This window comes from Neorhizobium galegae bv. orientalis str. HAMBI 540 (genome assembly GCF_000731315.1).
In the GTDB taxonomy this organism is placed as follows: Bacteria; Pseudomonadota; Alphaproteobacteria; order Rhizobiales; family Rhizobiaceae; genus Neorhizobium; species Neorhizobium galegae.
This window is the reverse complement of sequence record NZ_HG938353.1, coordinates 117,814-134,830: the sequence shown is the minus strand read 5'-3', so window position 1 is coordinate 134,830 and position 17,017 is coordinate 117,814. Positions and strand designations below refer to the sequence as shown.

Below are 17,017 nucleotides of genomic sequence, written 5' to 3'. Positions count from 1 at the left end.
TTCGATATCGGAAATGGCGCGCGATTGACGCTAAATACGCGCCCCGCCCGTCACCGTTGATTGGACGAAACCTTAACGAAATCGATGAAGGCCCGCAGCGGCGCTGGTACGAGCCGCCGGCCGGGGTAATAGAGAAATGGACCGGAGAATTGCTGCCACCATGGCTCGAGCACGGGTTCGAGTGAGCCGTTGTCGAGATGGGGCCGCAGCCAGTCCTCGAACAGCGACATGATACCGGTGCCGGCAATCGCTGCATCGACGGCAAGATCGGTTGCCGCACCCACCTGCACGATCAGCGGTCCTGTCGGATCGACCCGCACCACTTCGCCGTCCCGCTCGAATTCCCAGAGTATCATTGCGCCGCTCGCAAAACGCCCGCGTATACAGGCATGGCCAAGCAGATCGCGGGGATGATCGGGGCGGCCATGGCGATCGAGATATGCCGGGGATGCCGCGGCCGCGAAGCGCTGCAGCCGCGGACCGATCGGCACCGCAATCATGTCCTGCTCCAACCGCTCGTCGTAGCGGATGCCGGCGTCGCATCCGGCAGCCAGCACGTCGACGAAATTGTCATCGGCGACGATTTCGAGCCGTATGTCGGGATAGGCCGCGAGGAACGCCGGGATGATCGCCGGGAGCACCAATCGGGCGGCGCTGACCGGTACATTGAGACGTAGCGCGCCGGCAGGCTTGTCGCGAAACCTGTTGATCACGTCGAGGGCAGCATCGACCTCGGTAAGCGCTGGGGTCAGTCGAGCCAGGAGACCTGCCCCTGCCTCCGTCGGCACCACGCTGCGTGTCGTGCGATTGAGGAGCCGCACCCCAAGTTGGGCCTCGACCCGCCGCACCGCCTCGCTCAATCCCGATGCGCTGCTACCCGTGGCGCGCGCACCCTCGCGAAACCCACCAGCGCGCGCCACCGCCACAAAAGCATTCAGATCACCCAGGTCGATTTTCATCGTTCGAAATTCCGCACGGCCTGTGCCGATTGTACCGGATTTTCGTGCGGCCTCTCAAGGCCTATATCCACATCATCTTGAACAGGAGATATTCCCATGTCGAATATAGATCAGGCAGGCACATTTATCCTCGGCGACCGCAGCGTGAAACGGCTCGGCTATGGCGCCATGCAGCTTGCGGGCAAGGGTGTCTTCGGGCCGCCGAAAGATCACGACGCAGCAGTGGCGGTGCTGCGCGAGGCGGTCGCGGCTGGCGTCGATCATATCGATACCAGCGATTTTTATGGTCCGCACGTGACCAATCAGATCATCCGGGAGGCGCTTCATCCGTATCCCGAAGATCTGGTGATCGTCACGAAGATCGGCGCCGTACGCGGGGATGACGGTTCATGGAACCCGGCATTTTCAGCTAACCAGCTGACTCAGGCCGTCCACGACAACCTGCGCAATCTTGGTCTCGACGCCATGGACGTCGTCAACCTGCGTATCATGTTCGATGTTCACGGCCCGGCAGAAGGCTCGATCGAAGCGCCCCTGACGGCTCTGGCCGAACTGCAGCGCAAGGGGCTTGTTCGCCATATCGGGCTCAGCAACGTGACGCCGACACAGGTAGCGGAGGGTCAACGGATCGCCAAGATCGTCTGTGTGCAGAACCAGTATAATCTCGCTCACCGGCAAGACGATGCCATGATCGACGATCTCGCTCGCGATGGCATCGCCTATGTGCCGTTCTTCCCGCTCGGAGGCTTCAGCCCGCTACAGTCGTCGATCCTGTCGGACGTTGCCCAGCGCCTGGACGCGACGCCGATGCAGGTCGCACTTGCCTGGTTGCTGCGTCGGGCACCGAATATTCTGCTTATCCCGGGAACCTCGTCCGTGCCCCACCTGCGTGAAAATCTCGCCGCGGCTGAACTGCAGCTGTCGGACACCGTGATGACGGAGCTCGAAGGCGTATCCGGCGTCCTCGCCGACTGAAGACTTCTGATAGCACTCGCATCCGACCCCGAAAAATCGGTCTACGGCCTTTGCCTTCACGCGCGCTTTCGTTAGAAGTGAAAGAAAAGCGAAACGGAGGGGTCGGATGTTTATTACGGATCGTCAGGCCAAGATTGTCGAACGCGCGAAAACTGCGGGCCGGGTCCTCGTCGACGACTTGGCGGCAATGTTTTCGGTGACCTCGCAGACGATCCGCAAAGATCTGAATGATCTATGCGACAAGCAAATTCTCACGCGTATCCACGGCGGCGCTACCCTTCCCCGCAGTAACGAGAATGTCCGTTACGACGCACGCCGGCAGATCGCCGCTGCGGAAAAGCAGGCGATCGGCGTCGCCGCCGCCAATCTTATTCCGGACAACGCTTCGCTCTTCATCAATATCGGCACCACCACGGAGGCGGTCAGCGAGGCGCTGGTCAATCATCGCGAACTGATGGTAATCACCAATAATATCAATGTGGCCAATAGGTTGCGCCTTCTGGACGAAATCGAGGTGGTCATTGCCGGCGGTGTCGTTCGTCAGTCAGACGGTGGCATTGTGGGTGAAGCCGCAGTCGACTTCATCCGCCAGTTCAAGGTCGACTATGCGATTATCGGCGTTTCGGCGATCGATCCGGATGGCGCCCTTCTCGATTATGATTTTCGCGAAGTGAAAGTTGCCCAGGCAATCATCGCCAATGCCAGACACGTGATTTTGGTCGCCGACTCGACAAAATTCGAGCGCACTGCGCCCGTGCGCATCGGCCAGATCTCACAGGTCCAAACCTTTATCACCGACCATTGCCCTTCGCCGTCGATCCGAGATGTATGCCTTGTGAACGGTGTGGCGCTCGTGGAAACTTCGAAAGACGAGGAATTGGATTTATAGCCCCGGAGTTTCATTTGACATTCGGAATATTTTCGATTTAATCCGTTTCAGGTTCACAACGTTTGTGGATTGCTGTCCATTTCGGTTCGGCGAGGGGAATGATGGGCGAGGAAATCCACGACATCTTCGTGATCGGCGGCGGCATCAACGGCTGCGGCATTGCACGTGATGCGGCCGGGCGCGGTTATTCCGTTGCGCTTGCGGAGATGGACGATTTTGCCTCGGGCACCTCTTCCGGCGCCACCAAACTCATCCATGGCGGCCTGCGTTATCTCGAACATTACGAATTCAGGCTGGTGCGGGAATCGCTGATGGAGCGCGAAACCCTCTGGGCGATGGCACCGCACATCATTTGGCCGCTGCGCTTCGTCCTGCCATACCACAAGGGCGGCATCCGCCCGGCATGGCTGATCCGGCTGGGCCTGTTTCTCTACGACCATCTCGGCGGTCGAAAGCTGCTGCCGCCGACCGCCGTGCTGGACATGCGCACCGACCCGGCCGGGAAGCCTCTGAAGCCGCTTTTCACCAAGGCATTCGAATATTCCGACGGCTGGGTCGACGATGCCCGGATGGTGGTGCTGAACGCCCGGGATGCAGCCGATCGCGGTGCTTTGATCCTGCCGCGCACCCGGGTGGTTGCCGCTCGTCGGGAAGGCGGCCTCTGGATGATCGAAACAGTCGGCACCAGCACGGGACGGGCAGAGACCTACAAGGCCCGCATGCTGGTGAATGCTGCAGGTCCCTGGGTGGATCAGGTAATCCGCGAGGCGCTCGGCAACAATGACGCCCGCCATGTGCGCCTTGTCCAGGGCAGCCATATCGTGGTGAAAAAGAAGTTCGAAGGATCCCGGGCCTATTTCTTTCAGAACCGGGACAATCGCATCATTTTCGCGATCCCTTACGAAAACGACTTCACCCTTATCGGTACGACCGACCGGGACTATTCCGGCAATCCGAAAGACGTGAAAATCTCCGAAGAGGAGACGACCTATCTCTGCAATGCTGCGAGCGAGTATTTTCGGGAGTCGGTCCGGCCGGCAGACATTGTCTGGACCTATTCGGCGGTTCGCCCGCTTTTCGACGACGGTGCCTCAAAGGCGCAGGAAGCAACGCGCGACTATGTGCTGAAGCTCGACGACACCCAGGGTGCGCCGTTGCTCAACGTGTTCGGCGGCAAGCTGACCACCTATCGCCGGCTTTCGGAACATGCGCTCGAGAAGATCGCCGAAGCGATCGGAGCAAAGGGCCGGCCCTGGACGGCGAAGAGCCACCTGCCGGGCGGCGATTTTGCGGCCCAAGGTTACGAGCAAGAAGTAGCGAAACTCAAGGCCCGCTATCCATTTCTGGAGGAACGGCATGCGCGGCGACTGGTGCGCCGGTATGGAACCCGCGCCGGGATGATCCTCGACAGGGCGGCCAAGATGGAGGATCTTGGTCACCACTTCGGCGGCGATCTCTACGAGGCCGAGGTCAAATATCTTATCGACCGTGAATGGGCCATGAGTGCGCAGGACGTGCTCTGGCGGAGAACCAAAGACGGTTTGCGGCTGAGCGAAACTGAGAAAGAGTATCTGGAGGAGTACATGGCTGCTGTCCCGGCAAAAATGGCCGGATAAGCGGCATGTGTTCCCGGTGTGAGGAGGCACGGGAACTCGAATGCTGGAAATGCGCAACGTCGCCAAGATGGTGGGTGGTGAATATCATATTCATCCGACCAATCTTGCACTGGATCGCGGCTCGCTGAACGTATTGCTTGGCCCGACGCTCTCGGGCAAGACGTCACTCATGCGATTGATGGCTGGGCTTGACCGTCCCACCAGCGGCTCCGTGTATTTCGACGGCGCCGATGTCACCGGGGTTGCGGTGCAAAAACGCAATGTCGCGATGGTCTATCAGCAGTTCATCAACTATCCGGCCTTGACCGTCTACGAAAACATCGCTTCGCCGATGCGTATCGCCGGCAAGGACGCAACGACGATCGACCGGGAAGTCCGCAAGGCGGCGGAACTTTTGAGATTGACGCCTTATCTCGATCGGACGCCGCTCAATCTTTCGGGTGGGCAGCAGCAGCGTACGGCGCTCGCCCGCGCCCTCGTCAAGAATGCCAGCCTGGTGCTGATGGACGAGCCGCTCGCCAATCTCGACTACAAACTTCGCGAGGAACTGCGCGAGGAACTGCCGAAGATCTTCGCGCAATCCGGCGCCATCTTCGTTTATGCGACGACCGAACCGTCCGAAGCCTTGCTGCTCGGCGGCAATACGGCAACGCTCTCGGAAGGACGGATCACCCAGTTCGGGCCGACGATCGAGGTCTATCGTCGCCCGGCAGACCTCGTGACTGCCAAGACATTTGCCGATCCCCCACTCAACTTCATCGATGTAGTCAAGTCCGGCGGCTCATTCCAGTATCTGGGAACAGACAGCCTTGCCGTGCCATCGCATCTCTCCAGTGTGCCGGACGGCCCGGTGACGATCGCCTTTCATCCCCATCACCTGGGGCTCACGGCGCAGACAGGCAACGCAGCGAGGCTCAAGGCTCAAACGCAGATCTCGGAAATCACCGGCTCCGAAAGCTTCGTCCATATGCACTATAACGGTGTGCGCTGGGTCATGCTCGCTCCCGGCATCCACGATATCGACCCGGATACGGAAATCGAGCTCTTCCTGGATACCCGTCATCTGATGGCTTTCGGAACAGACGGCCGCGCCATCGCGGCGGCGGCTTGAAGGAGGGGAACATGGCACGCATCACGCTCGATCACATCCGCCACGCCTACGGTCCCAATCCGAAATCCGACGTGGCTTACGCGCTGCGCGAAGTCGATCACGAATGGGCCGATGGTGGCGCTTATGCCCTGCTCGGCCCCTCCGGCTGCGGCAAGACCACCCTGCTGAACATCATTTCCGGCCTGCTGCAGCCGTCCCACGGTCGTATTCTGTTCGATGGCAACGACGTCACCAATCTTTCCACGCAGGAACGCAACATTGCCCAGGTTTTCCAGTTTCCGGTGATCTACGACACGATGACCGTTTACGACAACCTGGCATTTCCCTTGCGCAACCGGGGCATCGCCGAGCCGGATGTCAATCGCCGCGTCCGCGAGATGCTTGACATCATCGATCTCTCCGACTGGTCGAACCGCAAGGCCCAGCGGCTCACGGCCGATCAGAAGCAGAAGATTTCGCTCGGGAGAGGTCTCGTCCGCAACGACGTCAACGCGATCCTTTTCGATGAACCCCTGACGGTCATCGATCCGCACATGAAATGGGTGCTCCGCTCCCAGTTGAAGCGCTTCCACAAGCAATTCGGCTTCACCATGGTCTATGTCACCCATGATCAGACGGAGGCGCTCACCTTCGCGGACAAAGTTGTCGTGATGTACGACGGGCAAATCGTTCAGATCGGAACGCCGGCCGAGCTCTTCGAGAGACCGAGCCATACGTTCGTTGGTTATTTCATCGGCTCCCCCGGCATGAACGTGATGCCCGCCGAGGTCCATGGCAGCACGATCACGCTCGGGGGTGAGACAATCGCCCTCGACCATGCACCGAAGATTACTGCGGGAGACCGGGTCGAGCTCGGCATTCGACCGGAATTCATTCGCATCGGCCGGGAGGGAATGCCTGTCACGATAACGCGCATCGAAGATATCGGCCGGCGCAGGATCGTCCGCGCGAGCCTTGCGGGGCAACCGATGGCGATTGTCGTTTCCGAGGATGCAGAGATTCCGGCTGAGGCTCGCGTCACCTTCGATCCCGCTGCGCTGAATATCTATGCCAATTCGTGGCGCGTTGGCAGGGAGGCCTGAACCATGGAAAAGACGTGGAACAACAAGGCCTGGTTTCTGGTGCTTCCCGTGCTCCTGCTCGTCGCCTTTTCGGCGGCCATTCCGCTGATGACCGTGGTGAATTATTCGGTCCAGGATACGTTCGGCAACAACGCGTTCTTCTGGGCCGGTACCGACTGGTTCGACGAGATCCTGCATTCTGCCCGTTTCTGGGAAGCTCTGCAGCGCAATCTGCTTTTCTCCTTCATCATCCTTGCGCTCGAAATTCCGCTCGGCATCTTCATTGCCCTGAACATGCCGAAGAAGGGTATTGGCGTTCCGGTCTGCCTAGTGCTGATGGCTCTTCCGCTTCTTATCCCGTGGAACGTCGTCGGCACGATCTGGCAGGTTTTCGGCCGCGTCGATATCGGGCTCCTCGGCCACACGCTGGCGGCGCTCGGCGTAGACTACAATTACGTGCGCGATCCTCTCGATGCCTGGATCACCGTCATCGTCATGGACGTCTGGCACTGGACGAGCCTCGTCGTGCTCTTGTGCTACGCCGGTCTCGTCTCCATTCCGGATGCCTATTATCAGGCGGCCAAGATCGATGGCGCTTCCAGGTGGTCGGTCTTCCGCTACATCCAGCTGCCGAAGATGAAGCGGGTGCTGCTGATCGCCGTCCTGCTGCGCTTCATGGATAGTTTCATGATCTATACGGAGCCTTTCGTGGTGACCGGTGGCGGCCCGGGAAACTCGACGACCTTCCTGTCGATCGATCTCGTCAAGACGGCGGTCGGGCAGTTCGACCTCGGGCCGGCCGCCGCCATGTCGATCGTCTACTTCCTCATCATCCTGCTGCTGTCATGGATCTTCTACACCGTGATGACCAGCAGCGACGCAGACACCTGAAGGAGGGAGGAAAACCATGGCGAAGACAATCAAATACAAGCCTGCAGGCAATCTCTCCTGGCTGGTCTCGACGATCTACATCATCTTCCTGCTCCTGCCGATCTACTGGCTCGTCAACATGAGCTTCAAGGAGAATGCCGAGATCACCGGTGCATTCTCGCTCTGGCCGCAGAACCCGACGCTCAGGAACTACATGGTGATCTTCACAGATCCGTCCTGGTACAACGGCTACATCAATTCCATCATCTATGTGGTCCTGAACACCTTGATTTCGGTGCTGGCGGCATTGCCGGCTGCCTATGCCTTTTCGCGCTATAGGTTCCTCGGCGACAAACATCTGTTCTTCTGGCTGCTCACCAACCGCATGGCGCCGCCCGCCGTCTTCGCCCTGCCCTTCTTCCAGCTCTATTCCGCCTTCGGCCTCATCGACACGCATATCGCGGTCGCCCTCGCCCATTGCCTGTTCAACGTGCCGCTTGCCGTCTGGATCCTGGAAGGCTTCATGTCGGGCGTACCGAAGGAAATCGACGAGACCGCCTATATCGACGGCTATTCGTTCCCGCGGTTCTTCGTGAAGATCTTCATGCCGCTGATCGCCTCGGGCATCGGGGTCGCCGCCTTCTTCTGCTTCATGTTTTCCTGGGTGGAACTGCTGCTCGCCCGTACGCTGACGACGACTGCCGCCAAGCCCATTTCCGCCATCATGACGCGCACCGTTTCCGCCTCCGGCATGGACTGGGGCGTGCTGGCAGCGGCCGGCGTGCTGACGATCGTTCCCGGCGCGCTCGTCATCTATTTCGTCCGCAACTACATCGCCAAGGGCTTTGCCCTCGGGCGGGTCTGACAAGGAGGAACCACACATGAACTTTTCATGGATGGCCTGGACGCTTCCCACGGCGCTGTTCTTTCTGACGATCCTCGCTCTGCTCGTCGGCATGAGCATCTGGGAATATTTTGCGCCGGGCGGTTCGCCCAGGATCGGCATCCTGCGTTTCGAGACGACGCGGGGAGACCGGCTCTTCATCTCGCTGCTCGGCGCAGCATTCATTCATCTTGCATGGCTGGGGCTGATCGGCCCCAACCTGTGGTGGGCTCTTGCCCTCGCAGTGGCCTACGCCATCGGCGTCTTCCGCTTCGTTTAAGGCAAGCTGAAAAGGTGGCGGGAAAACCGCCGCCCGATACGGAAATTGCAATCGCAAAACTCTGGGAGGATAAAATGCGACGGCATCTTATGACAACGACAGCGGCAATGCTGCTGGCTCTGACCGGTTCCGCCTATGCCGGCATGGATGAGGCAAAGCAATTCCTGGACAAAGAAGTCGGCGAACTTTCGACGCTTTCCCGTGCCGAACAAGAAAAGGAAATGCAGTGGTTCATCGATGCGGCGAAACCTTTTGCCGGCATGGACATCAAGGTCGTTTCCGAAACCCTGACGACGCACGAGTATGAATCGAAGGTTCTGGCGCAAGCCTTTGCCGCAATCACCGGCATCAAGGTCAGCCACGACCTGATCGGTGAAGGCGACGTCGTCGAAAAGCTGCAGACGCAGATGCAGTCGGGCGAGAACATCTACGACGCCTACGTCAACGACTCCGACCTGATCGGCACGCATTGGCGTTATCAGCAGGCCCGCTCGCTCACCGACTGGATGGCGGGAGAAGGCAAGGACGTCACCAATCCCGGCCTCGATCTTGAGGACTTCATCGGCCTCAAGTTCACCACGGCGCCGGACAAGAAGCTCTACCAGCTGCCGGACCAGCAGTTCGCCAACCTCTACTGGTTCCGCTACGACTGGTTCAACGACGAAAAGAACAAGGCCGATTTCAAGGCGAAATACGGCTACGATCTCGGTGTTCCGGTGAACTGGTCCGCCTATGAGGACATCGCCGCCTTCTTCACCGGCCGCGAGGTCGGAGGCAAGAAGGTCTATGGTCACATGGACTACGGCAAGAAGGACCCCTCGCTCGGATGGCGCTTCACCGATGCGTGGCTGTCCATGGCGGGCAACGGCGACAAAGGCCTGCCGAACGGCCTGCCCGTCGACGAATGGGGTATCAAGGTCGACGAGAAATCCCGTCCGGTCGGCTCCTGCGTCGCGCGCGGCGGCGATACGAACGGCCCGGCGGCCGTCTACTCCATCCAGAAATACCTCGACTGGCTGAAGGCCTACGCACCGGCCGCCGCCCAGGGCATGACCTTCTCGGAATCCGGACCGGTGCCGGCTCAGGGCGAGATTGCCCAGCAGATGTTCATGTACACGGCCTTCACCGCCGACATGGTCAAGGCAGGCCTGCCTGTCATGAATCAGGACGGCACGCCAAAATGGCGTTTCGCACCGTCTCCGCACGGGGTCTACTGGAAGGACGGCATGAAGCTCGGCTATCAGGACGTCGGCTCCTGGACGCTGATGAAGTCCACGCCCACCAACCGCGCCAAGGCGGCCTGGCTCTATGCCCAGTTCGTCACCTCGAAGACGGTGGACGTCAAGAAGAGCCATGTCGGTCTGACATTGATCCGCGAGAGCACCATCCGCCACAAGAGCTTCACGGATCGCGCGCCTAAACTCGGTGGTCTGATCGAGTTCTACCGTTCCCCGGCTCGCGTCCAGTGGTCGCCGACCGGCACGAACGTGCCTGACTATCCGAAGCTCGCGCAGCTCTGGTGGCAGGCAATCGGCGATGCGTCGTCGGGCGCCAAGACCGCCCAGGCGGCCATGGACTCGCTTTGCTCCGAGCAGGAAAAGGTCCTGCAGCGCCTGGAGCGCGCCAAGGTCCAGGGCGACATCGGACCGAAGCTCGCCGAAGAACACGATCTCGCGTATTGGAACAAGGATGCCGTCGCGAAAGGCAACCTCGCTCCGCAGCTCAAGATCGCAGCCGAGAAAGAGAAGCCCGTTACCGTCAACTACGACGAACTTGTAAAGAGCTGGGCTGACACCAAGAAGTAAGCCGGTTCGCCGGGCGCTCAGGGCGCCCGGCGACCACCGACTGCAAAGTCTCCGTCCGCCAGCGCACCTGCTGCTGGGCGGAGTGCCTGCCGCAGTTTAGTTGTCCAACCGCTCATTCCGGAACGCTGCCGACACCGTCTCCGCAGCCAGCATCGCCGTGTTTGCGTCAGTCTGATAGTTGCTTACAGAAATCCGCATGACGTCGATCCCTCTCCACTTGGCTCCTGTCACGAAAATCGTTCCTTCGCGCTGTAGCCGCGCGATAGTTCGTCTCGTTATATCTTCGGCATCGGTTGCCGAGAGATCCGAGCCGAAGCGGCAGATCACCTGGTTTAGGTCGACGTCGTTCAAAATCTCGACGCCCGACTCGCGCGACAGATGCTCGGCAATGATCCGCGCGGAGGAACAACAGCCTTCGACGAGACGGGCGATGCCGTTTCGGCCGAGATGCTTCATCATTGCCCAAGTAGCAAAACCGCGTGCTCGTCTTGAAAGCTCCGGCACATAATGTGACGGGTCACGCTCTCCCTCTGCGGCAATGGGGAGGTAACTGGCAGCGATCGTCATGGCGCGGCGATGGGCGACTTCGTCCCTTACAATCGCATAACCACTATCATAGGGGGTCTGGAGCCACTTATGGCCGTCGGTGGCCCAGCTATCGGCCAACTCCACTCCGGGACAAAGGTGCCGCGTCGAAGGGGAAGCTTTGGCCCACAGGCCAAATGCGCCATCCACATGCACCCAGGCATCCCTGCTTCGGGCGACCGGGATAAGTTCGGCGAACGGATCAAAGGCCCCCGTGTTGAGCTGTCCGGCCTGAAGGATGGCGATCGTTGGACCAGCCGTTTTATTGACCGCTTCCTCGAAACGGCTGGCAAGGATACGTCCCTGCGGATCGGTGGCTACCCTGACAACGCGGTCATGCCCAAGCCCCAGGAACTGCAAGGCTGAAAAAACCGTCGTGTGGGCATCGTCACCGATGATAACGGTGATCGGCGGCGCGCCGAAAAGCCCGTCTGCATCGGCGTTCCAGCCGACTCGCCGAAGCACTTCGCCTCTCGCGGTGGCCAGACAGCTGAAGTTGGCGACAGTCGCTCCTGTCACAAAGCCCACGGAAGATTGCGCAGGCAGGCCGAGAACGTCCAGGAGCCAGGTGGCTGCCACCTTCTCGAAGGATGCGGCGGCAGGAGACGCTGTGTGATTGCCCGCGTTTTGCCCCCAGGCGCTCGTGAGGAAGTCTGCCGCCACGCCCATCGGATGAGAGCCACCAATCACCCAGCCAAAAAAAGACGGCCCGGTCGTTCGGTGGAGCCCCGGCTCTGCCTTTTCCACGAGCTGCAGAAGGACGTCTTCCATCGACAGCGTCTCCTCCTGGAGGTCTTCGACGAGCGTCGCCAGGCATTCCTGGTATTGCAGTTGCGGCCGGTGGAGTTGAGGGTCGACATGGCGGAAGCCGGCGGCCAGATGCGCCGCCTGCGCGAAAAGTGCGTCTATGCCGTCGGCCATGGACTGCGTCCCCGTGTCATCGCGACTGTGATGGCGGCTTGTAATGCATGCTGTTGGGATCGGAGCTCCCTGCGCCAACTTACCACGCGATGGTCAATTCCGCTAACCTGGCCGTCCATCATCAAGCGACGGGAAATCGCTGATAGTCTACAGGCCGGACAAAGGGGAAAATGGAGCGGGTGAAGGGAATCGAACCCTCGTATTCAGCTTGGGAAGCTGCTGCTCTACCATTGAGCTACACCCGCGTCAGGTTTCAGACTTCCAACAGACGGCCTCGCCTGTCAAGCCGGAGGTGGGGTCAGGCGCGAAAATGCTTGGACAGTTTGAGGCCCTGGGCCTGGTAGTTGGAGCCGAGGCCCGTGCCGTACATGCCTTCGGGCTTGTCCATCATGTGTTCGTAGACTAGGCGGCCGACGATCTGGCCGTCTTCGAGGATGAAGGGCACTTCGTGGCTGCGCACTTCGAGCACCGCCCGGCTGCCCCGTCCCCCTGCCGCCTCGTGGCCGAAGCCCGGATCGAAGAAACCGGCATAGTGGACGCGGAACTCGCCGACCAGCGGATCGAAGGGCGTCATCTCAGCGGCATAGAGCGGCGGCACGTGCACCGCCTCGCGCGAGACGAGGATATAAAATTCATCCGGATCGAGGATCAGTTCGTTGCGGCCGCGGCTGTAAAGCGGTTCCCAGAAATCGAAGATGTCGTGCTGGGCCTTCTTGTCGACGTCGACGACGGCCGTGTGGTGTTTGCCGCGATAACCGATCAGGCCGACGCTGTCGCCGGAAAGGTCGATCGACAGGGCGATGCCGCCGCCCGAGACATTTGGCTTGGCGGATGCGACCAGGGTTTCGTCGTTGTGGAGTTGCAGAAGGTCCGGCTCACTCAGCAGCGCATTGCCGACCCGGAAGCGGATCTGCGACAGACGCGAACCGCGGCGCACCACGATCGGGAACGTACGGGGCGAGATTTCGAGATAGAGCGGCCCGGAATAACCGGTCGGGATCTTGTCGAACTCCTGGGCGTAATCGGTGATGACGCGGGTAAAGATGTCGAGCCTGCCGGTGGAGCTTTTCGGATTGGCGGAGGCAGACATATTGGCCGGCAGATCGAGCCGTTCCATCAGCGGCACGATGTAGACGCAGCCGGTTTCCAGCACGGCGGCGTCGGAAAGATCGATAACGTGCAGCTTGAGGCGATCGAGCTTATCGGAGACCAGGCTCGTCGGGCCCGGCATGAAGCTGGCGCGGACGCGAAAAGCCTTGGCACCCAAGCGCAGGTCCAGGCTTGCCGGCTGGATCTGGTCCCGGTCCAGCTCACGTTCGGAAATCAGCCGTCCACTGTCGAAAAGCGCCGCGATCGCGCGGTCCGCCAAAATTCCCGTTTCGCGAGCCATCATGTCTCTCTCAAGTTTTCGAGGCGACAAAACCAAATGCGAGCCATTGACGCAAGCGGGACGCGGCGCTATGCCAATCTTATCCCGTGGTGATTTGGCCGGTCGGCTTGCAGCCACGTTAAATAAGTGGCTAAAAAGACCGGGTGCGAAACCGGTCTGCTTATGCGACCGGTTTTTTTGTTCTGAATGGGGAACACGCATGACTAAGAATTGGCGCCCGGCAACTCAACTCGTACACGGCGGCACGCTGCGCTCGCAATATGGCGAAACGTCGGAAGCGATCTTCCTGACACAGGGTTTCGTCTATGACACGTCTGAAGCAGCGGAAGCGCGCTTCAAGGGCGAGACCGACGGCTTCATCTACGCGCGCTACGGCAGCCCAACCAACGACATGTTCGAGAAGCGCATGTGCATGCTGGAAGGCGCCGAAGACGCCCGCGCCACAGCGTCCGGCATGGCTGCCGTTACCGCCGCGATCCTTTGCCAGCTGAAGGCCGGCGACCATATCGTCGCTGCCCGTGCCCTGTTCGGCTCCTGCCGCTGGGTGGTCGAGACGCTCGCTCCGAAATACGGCATCGAATGCACGCTGGTCGACGGGCGCTTCCTGGAAAACTGGGAAAAGGCGATCACCCCGAAGACCAAGGTGTTCTTCCTGGAGAGCCCGACCAACCCGACGCTCGAAGTGGTCGATATCGCCGGCGTCGCCAAGCTCGCCAACCAGATCGGCGCCAAGGTCGTCGTCGACAACGTGTTTGCGACCCCGCTCTACCAGAAGCCGTTGGAACTCGGCGCGCATATCGTCGTCTATTCGGCCACCAAGCATATCGACGGCCAAGGCCGCTGCCTCGGCGGCGTCGTGCTATCCGACAAGGCCTGGATCGACGAGAACCTGCACGACTATTTCCGTCATACGGGCCCGGCCATGTCGCCGTTCAATGCCTGGACGCTGCTGAAGGGCATCGAAACCCTGCCGCTGCGCGTCAAGCAGCAGACCGAGAGCGCCTCGAAGATCGCCGACTTCCTCGCCGACCAAAAGCAGGTCGCAAAGGTCATCTATCCGGGCCGCAAGGACCATCCGCAGGCCGATATCATCGCCCGGCAGATGAAGGCCGGCTCGACGCTCGTCTGCTTCGAGCTGAAGGGCGGCAAGGACGCGGCCTTCAAGCTGCAGAACGCGCTGGAGATCGTCAGGATTTCCAACAATCTCGGCGATTCCAAGAGCCTGATCACCCATCCGGCGACGACGACCCATAAGAACCTGACGGACGAGGCCCGTGCCGAACTCGGCATTTCGCCCGGCACCGTGCGTCTGTCGGCCGGCATCGAGGATACCGACGACCTGATCGAGGATTTCGCTCGGGCGCTTTCAAAGGCCGGCATGTAAGCCTTGGCTTTCCGGGGTGGTGGATCGACCAGAAATTCACCATCCCGGTTATCCTTAACTTCAACTAATGCCCATACTCGGTTGTTCAAACCGCGAGAATTCTTGACGTTGCGGCGCCTCTGTACAATATCGAACCAAGTTAGATTTGTTGAGGTGTCGCATGTATCGCGCCCGGACAAGAGATATCGATGTCGCCGTCGAGCCCTATTATCTGGAGGAGCAATCCAATCCGGAAGAGAGCCGTTATGTCTGGGGCTATCGCATCGTCATCGAAAATCATTCGTCGCTCACCGTGCAGCTCGTGCATCGCTACTGGAACATTACCGACCAGAACGGCATCGTCGACGAAGTGGACGGGCCTGGTGTCATCGGTGAACAGCCGCGGCTGAAGCCCGGCGACAGCTACGAATATTCTTCGGGCTGTCCGCTCGACACCCCATCCGGCCTGATGTTCGGCCACTACGACATGCAGACAGACGACGGCGAAACCTTCGAGGTGACGATCCCGGCTTTCTCGCTGGATTCACCAGGCCTGATGCGCGTCCTCAACTAGACCGCGCCACCGACGACAACCTACAGGTTATGGGTGGCGGCGGTTTTTCTATTTGTTACCCCTTTCCTCCTGCGGCATCTTGGCTCCGTCAAACGGTCTTTGGGAGGAGTACTTGATGACACGATCCACTTCGCCGGTCATTCTGCTGGTGTCCTGCGCGTTAATGACGCTTACGGCCTTTACGCCAGGGCTCGCACAAAACAAAAGCAGTTTCATCGATCAGAAGGACAGGCCGGATTTCGCTTCCGCCACCGTCTCGCCGCAGATCGCCTGCGGCATGCTGAACAGCCAATCCTTTGCCGAGGTCGCGACGCTGAAAGCCACGCATGTCGCGAGCGTCGGCAACGTGCCAGGTCATTGCCAGGTGACGGGCTATATCCGGCCGCAGGTCCGTTTCGAAATCACCCTTCCGGACAACTGGAACCGCCGGCTCTACATGTTCGGCAATGGCGGGTATGCCGGCGAAGACCTTGCCGCGGCGTCGCGGATCGCCACCCGCAATGCGGCACTTACGAAAGGCTTTCTCACCGTCCAGCAGAACACCGGCCATGATGCGGTCACCTACAAGCTCGGGGATTTTGCACAAGACCTTGGCCTCTTGATCGACTACGGCTCACGCGCGGTGCATCTGACGGTCGACACGGCCAAGACGATCGCCGCGCGCTATTACGACCGGCATCCCTCCTTCTCCTACTGGGACGGCTGCTCGACCGGTGGACGCCAAGGGCTGATGGCGGCGCAACGGTATCCGGCCGATTTCGATGGCATCCTCGCCGGAGCGCCAGTCCTCGATCTCACCAATACGCAGATCTGGGGCGTCTGGAATGCACGAGCGCTCCTCAAGGCTCCGATCAGCCGGGCCCAGCTTCCGGTGCTCGCCAAGGCGGTGATGGACAAATGCGATGCGATCGACGGTGCCAAGGATGGGCTGATCGCCGATCCGCGCCAATGCAATTTTGATCCGGCCAAGGACCTGAAGATCTGCGAGGCCGGCGGTTCTGACTGCTTCACGCCTGCGCAGGTGGACACGCTGAAGACGCTGGCGGGCGGAGTGAAGATCAAGGGAGAGACGATTTTCCCCGGCGTGCAGTTGGGCACCGAGGGTGTCGATCCGAGCGGGGTCAGCGGCTGGGACATGTGGATGGTATCGGAGCAGGGGCCGAGCCGGCAGCTGGCCTATGGCGAGACCTTCGTCAAGAACATGGCGATGCTGCCCGCCTCCGGAAAAGCGATCGACTGGAAGACCTTCGACTTCGATGCCGAATATCCGAAGATCGGCGCCATCCGAGAGATCGTCGATGCGACCAATCCGGACCTCAGCGAGTTCCAAAAACGCGGCGGGCGGATGATCACCTATTTCGGCTGGTCGGATCCGGCGCTGAACCCGATGATGGGCGTGAACTATTACGAAGCCGTCCGCAAGCAGATGGGTGCCGACCGGACAGCGGAATTCTACCGGCTATTCATGGTGCCCGGCATGTTCCATTGCACCGCGGGCTACGGCACTGATGCCTTCGACGCTTTCACGCCGCTGATGGACTGGGTGGAAAACGGCAAGGCACCCACGGTGATCCAGGCAAGCCAGATCAAGGACGGCAAACCGGCGATGACCCGGCCGCTCTGCCCCTACCCGCAATCGGCCAAATATTCCGGCAACGGCGATGTGAAGGATGGCGCCAACTTCGAATGCAAGATGCCCTGAAACGAAAACGGCGGGAGGAAACTCCCGCCGTGT

Annotated in this window: 15 protein-coding genes, 1 tRNA gene and 1 riboswitch; of the genes, 12 read left to right on the top strand and 4 right to left on the bottom strand. The window is 60.3% G+C overall.

Going from position 1 to position 17,017, the window contains the following annotated elements; genetic code table 11:
* Positions 1-50 precede the first annotated feature (50 nt).
* Entirely contained in the window at positions 51-959 is a 909-nt protein-coding gene (locus RG540_RS00675) for a LysR family transcriptional regulator (RefSeq protein WP_038583584.1), read from the bottom strand.
* A gap of 96 nt (positions 960-1,055) precedes the next feature.
* Here RG540_RS00675 and RG540_RS00670 point away from each other — a divergent pair, with 96 nt between their 5' ends.
* From RG540_RS00670 to RG540_RS00630, 9 genes are all read left to right on the top strand, one after another.
* Entirely contained in the window at positions 1,056-1,934 is an 879-nt protein-coding gene (locus tag RG540_RS00670) for an aldo/keto reductase family oxidoreductase (RefSeq protein WP_038583581.1), read from the top strand.
* A gap of 106 nt (positions 1,935-2,040) precedes the next feature.
* On the top strand, positions 2,041-2,823 hold the full coding sequence (locus tag RG540_RS00665) for a DeoR/GlpR family DNA-binding transcription regulator (RefSeq protein WP_038583578.1): 783 nt from the start codon (positions 2,041-2,043) through the stop codon (positions 2,821-2,823).
* Between the two features lie 101 nt (positions 2,824-2,924).
* Positions 2,925-4,439, top strand: coding sequence for a glycerol-3-phosphate dehydrogenase (gene glpD, locus RG540_RS00660; protein ID WP_038583576.1), 1,515 nt, complete (start codon positions 2,925-2,927; stop codon positions 4,437-4,439).
* A 40-nt stretch (positions 4,440-4,479) separates the two neighbouring features.
* The gene (locus RG540_RS00655; protein WP_038583573.1) at positions 4,480-5,550 is read left to right on the top strand and encodes an ABC transporter ATP-binding protein; all 1,071 of its coding nucleotides are present in this window, start codon (positions 4,480-4,482) and stop codon (positions 5,548-5,550) included.
* 11 nt (positions 5,551-5,561) lie between these two features.
* Positions 5,562-6,632, top strand: coding sequence for an ABC transporter ATP-binding protein (locus RG540_RS00650; RefSeq protein ID WP_038583570.1), 1,071 nt, complete (start codon positions 5,562-5,564; stop codon positions 6,630-6,632).
* Positions 6,633-6,635: 3 nt separating this feature from the next.
* Positions 6,636-7,502, top strand: a complete 867-nt coding sequence (locus RG540_RS00645) for a carbohydrate ABC transporter permease (protein ID WP_038583567.1) — start codon at positions 6,636-6,638, stop codon at positions 7,500-7,502.
* A gap of 16 nt (positions 7,503-7,518) precedes the next feature.
* A complete protein-coding gene (locus RG540_RS00640; RefSeq protein WP_038583564.1) occupies positions 7,519-8,346 on the top strand; it encodes a carbohydrate ABC transporter permease in 828 nt (275 codons plus the stop codon).
* Positions 8,347-8,362: 16 nt separating this feature from the next.
* Positions 8,363-8,644, top strand: coding sequence for a DUF2160 domain-containing protein (locus tag RG540_RS00635; RefSeq protein WP_038583561.1), 282 nt, complete (start codon positions 8,363-8,365; stop codon positions 8,642-8,644).
* Positions 8,645-8,718: 74 nt separating this feature from the next.
* Positions 8,719-10,449: an ABC transporter substrate-binding protein gene (locus RG540_RS00630; RefSeq protein WP_038583558.1), complete on the top strand. Its 1,731-nt coding sequence runs from the start codon at positions 8,719-8,721 to the stop codon at positions 10,447-10,449.
* Positions 10,450-10,545: 96 nt separating this feature from the next.
* On the opposite strand, the gene RG540_RS00625 is transcribed toward RG540_RS00630, so the two are convergent.
* The 3 genes from RG540_RS00625 to RG540_RS00615 form a co-directional block, all read right to left on the bottom strand.
* The gene (locus tag RG540_RS00625; RefSeq protein ID WP_038583555.1) at positions 10,546-11,955 is read right to left on the bottom strand and encodes a pyridoxal phosphate-dependent decarboxylase family protein; all 1,410 of its coding nucleotides are present in this window, start codon (positions 11,953-11,955) and stop codon (positions 10,546-10,548) included.
* Between the two features lie 171 nt (positions 11,956-12,126).
* Positions 12,127-12,200, bottom strand: a tRNA-Gly gene (locus RG540_RS00620).
* A gap of 53 nt (positions 12,201-12,253) precedes the next feature.
* Positions 12,254-13,348, bottom strand: a complete 1,095-nt coding sequence (locus RG540_RS00615; protein ID WP_038583552.1) for a 2'-deoxycytidine 5'-triphosphate deaminase — start codon at positions 13,346-13,348, stop codon at positions 12,254-12,256.
* A 73-nt stretch (positions 13,349-13,421) separates the two neighbouring features.
* Positions 13,422-13,500: riboswitch (SAM riboswitch) on the top strand.
* Between the two features lie 44 nt (positions 13,501-13,544).
* Here RG540_RS00615 and RG540_RS00610 point away from each other — a divergent pair.
* The 3 genes from RG540_RS00610 (at position 13,545) to RG540_RS00600 (ending at position 16,984) form a co-directional block, all read left to right on the top strand.
* Complete coding sequence (locus tag RG540_RS00610) at positions 13,545-14,729, top strand: O-succinylhomoserine sulfhydrylase (RefSeq protein ID WP_038583549.1); 1,185 nt, start codon at positions 13,545-13,547, stop codon at positions 14,727-14,729.
* A gap of 160 nt (positions 14,730-14,889) precedes the next feature.
* A complete protein-coding gene (gene apaG, locus RG540_RS00605; protein ID WP_038583546.1) occupies positions 14,890-15,282 on the top strand; it encodes a Co2+/Mg2+ efflux protein ApaG in 393 nt (130 codons plus the stop codon).
* A 115-nt stretch (positions 15,283-15,397) separates the two neighbouring features.
* A complete protein-coding gene (locus RG540_RS00600) occupies positions 15,398-16,984 on the top strand; it encodes a tannase/feruloyl esterase family alpha/beta hydrolase (RefSeq protein WP_051909201.1) in 1,587 nt (528 codons plus the stop codon).
* Positions 16,985-17,017 lie beyond the last annotated feature (33 nt).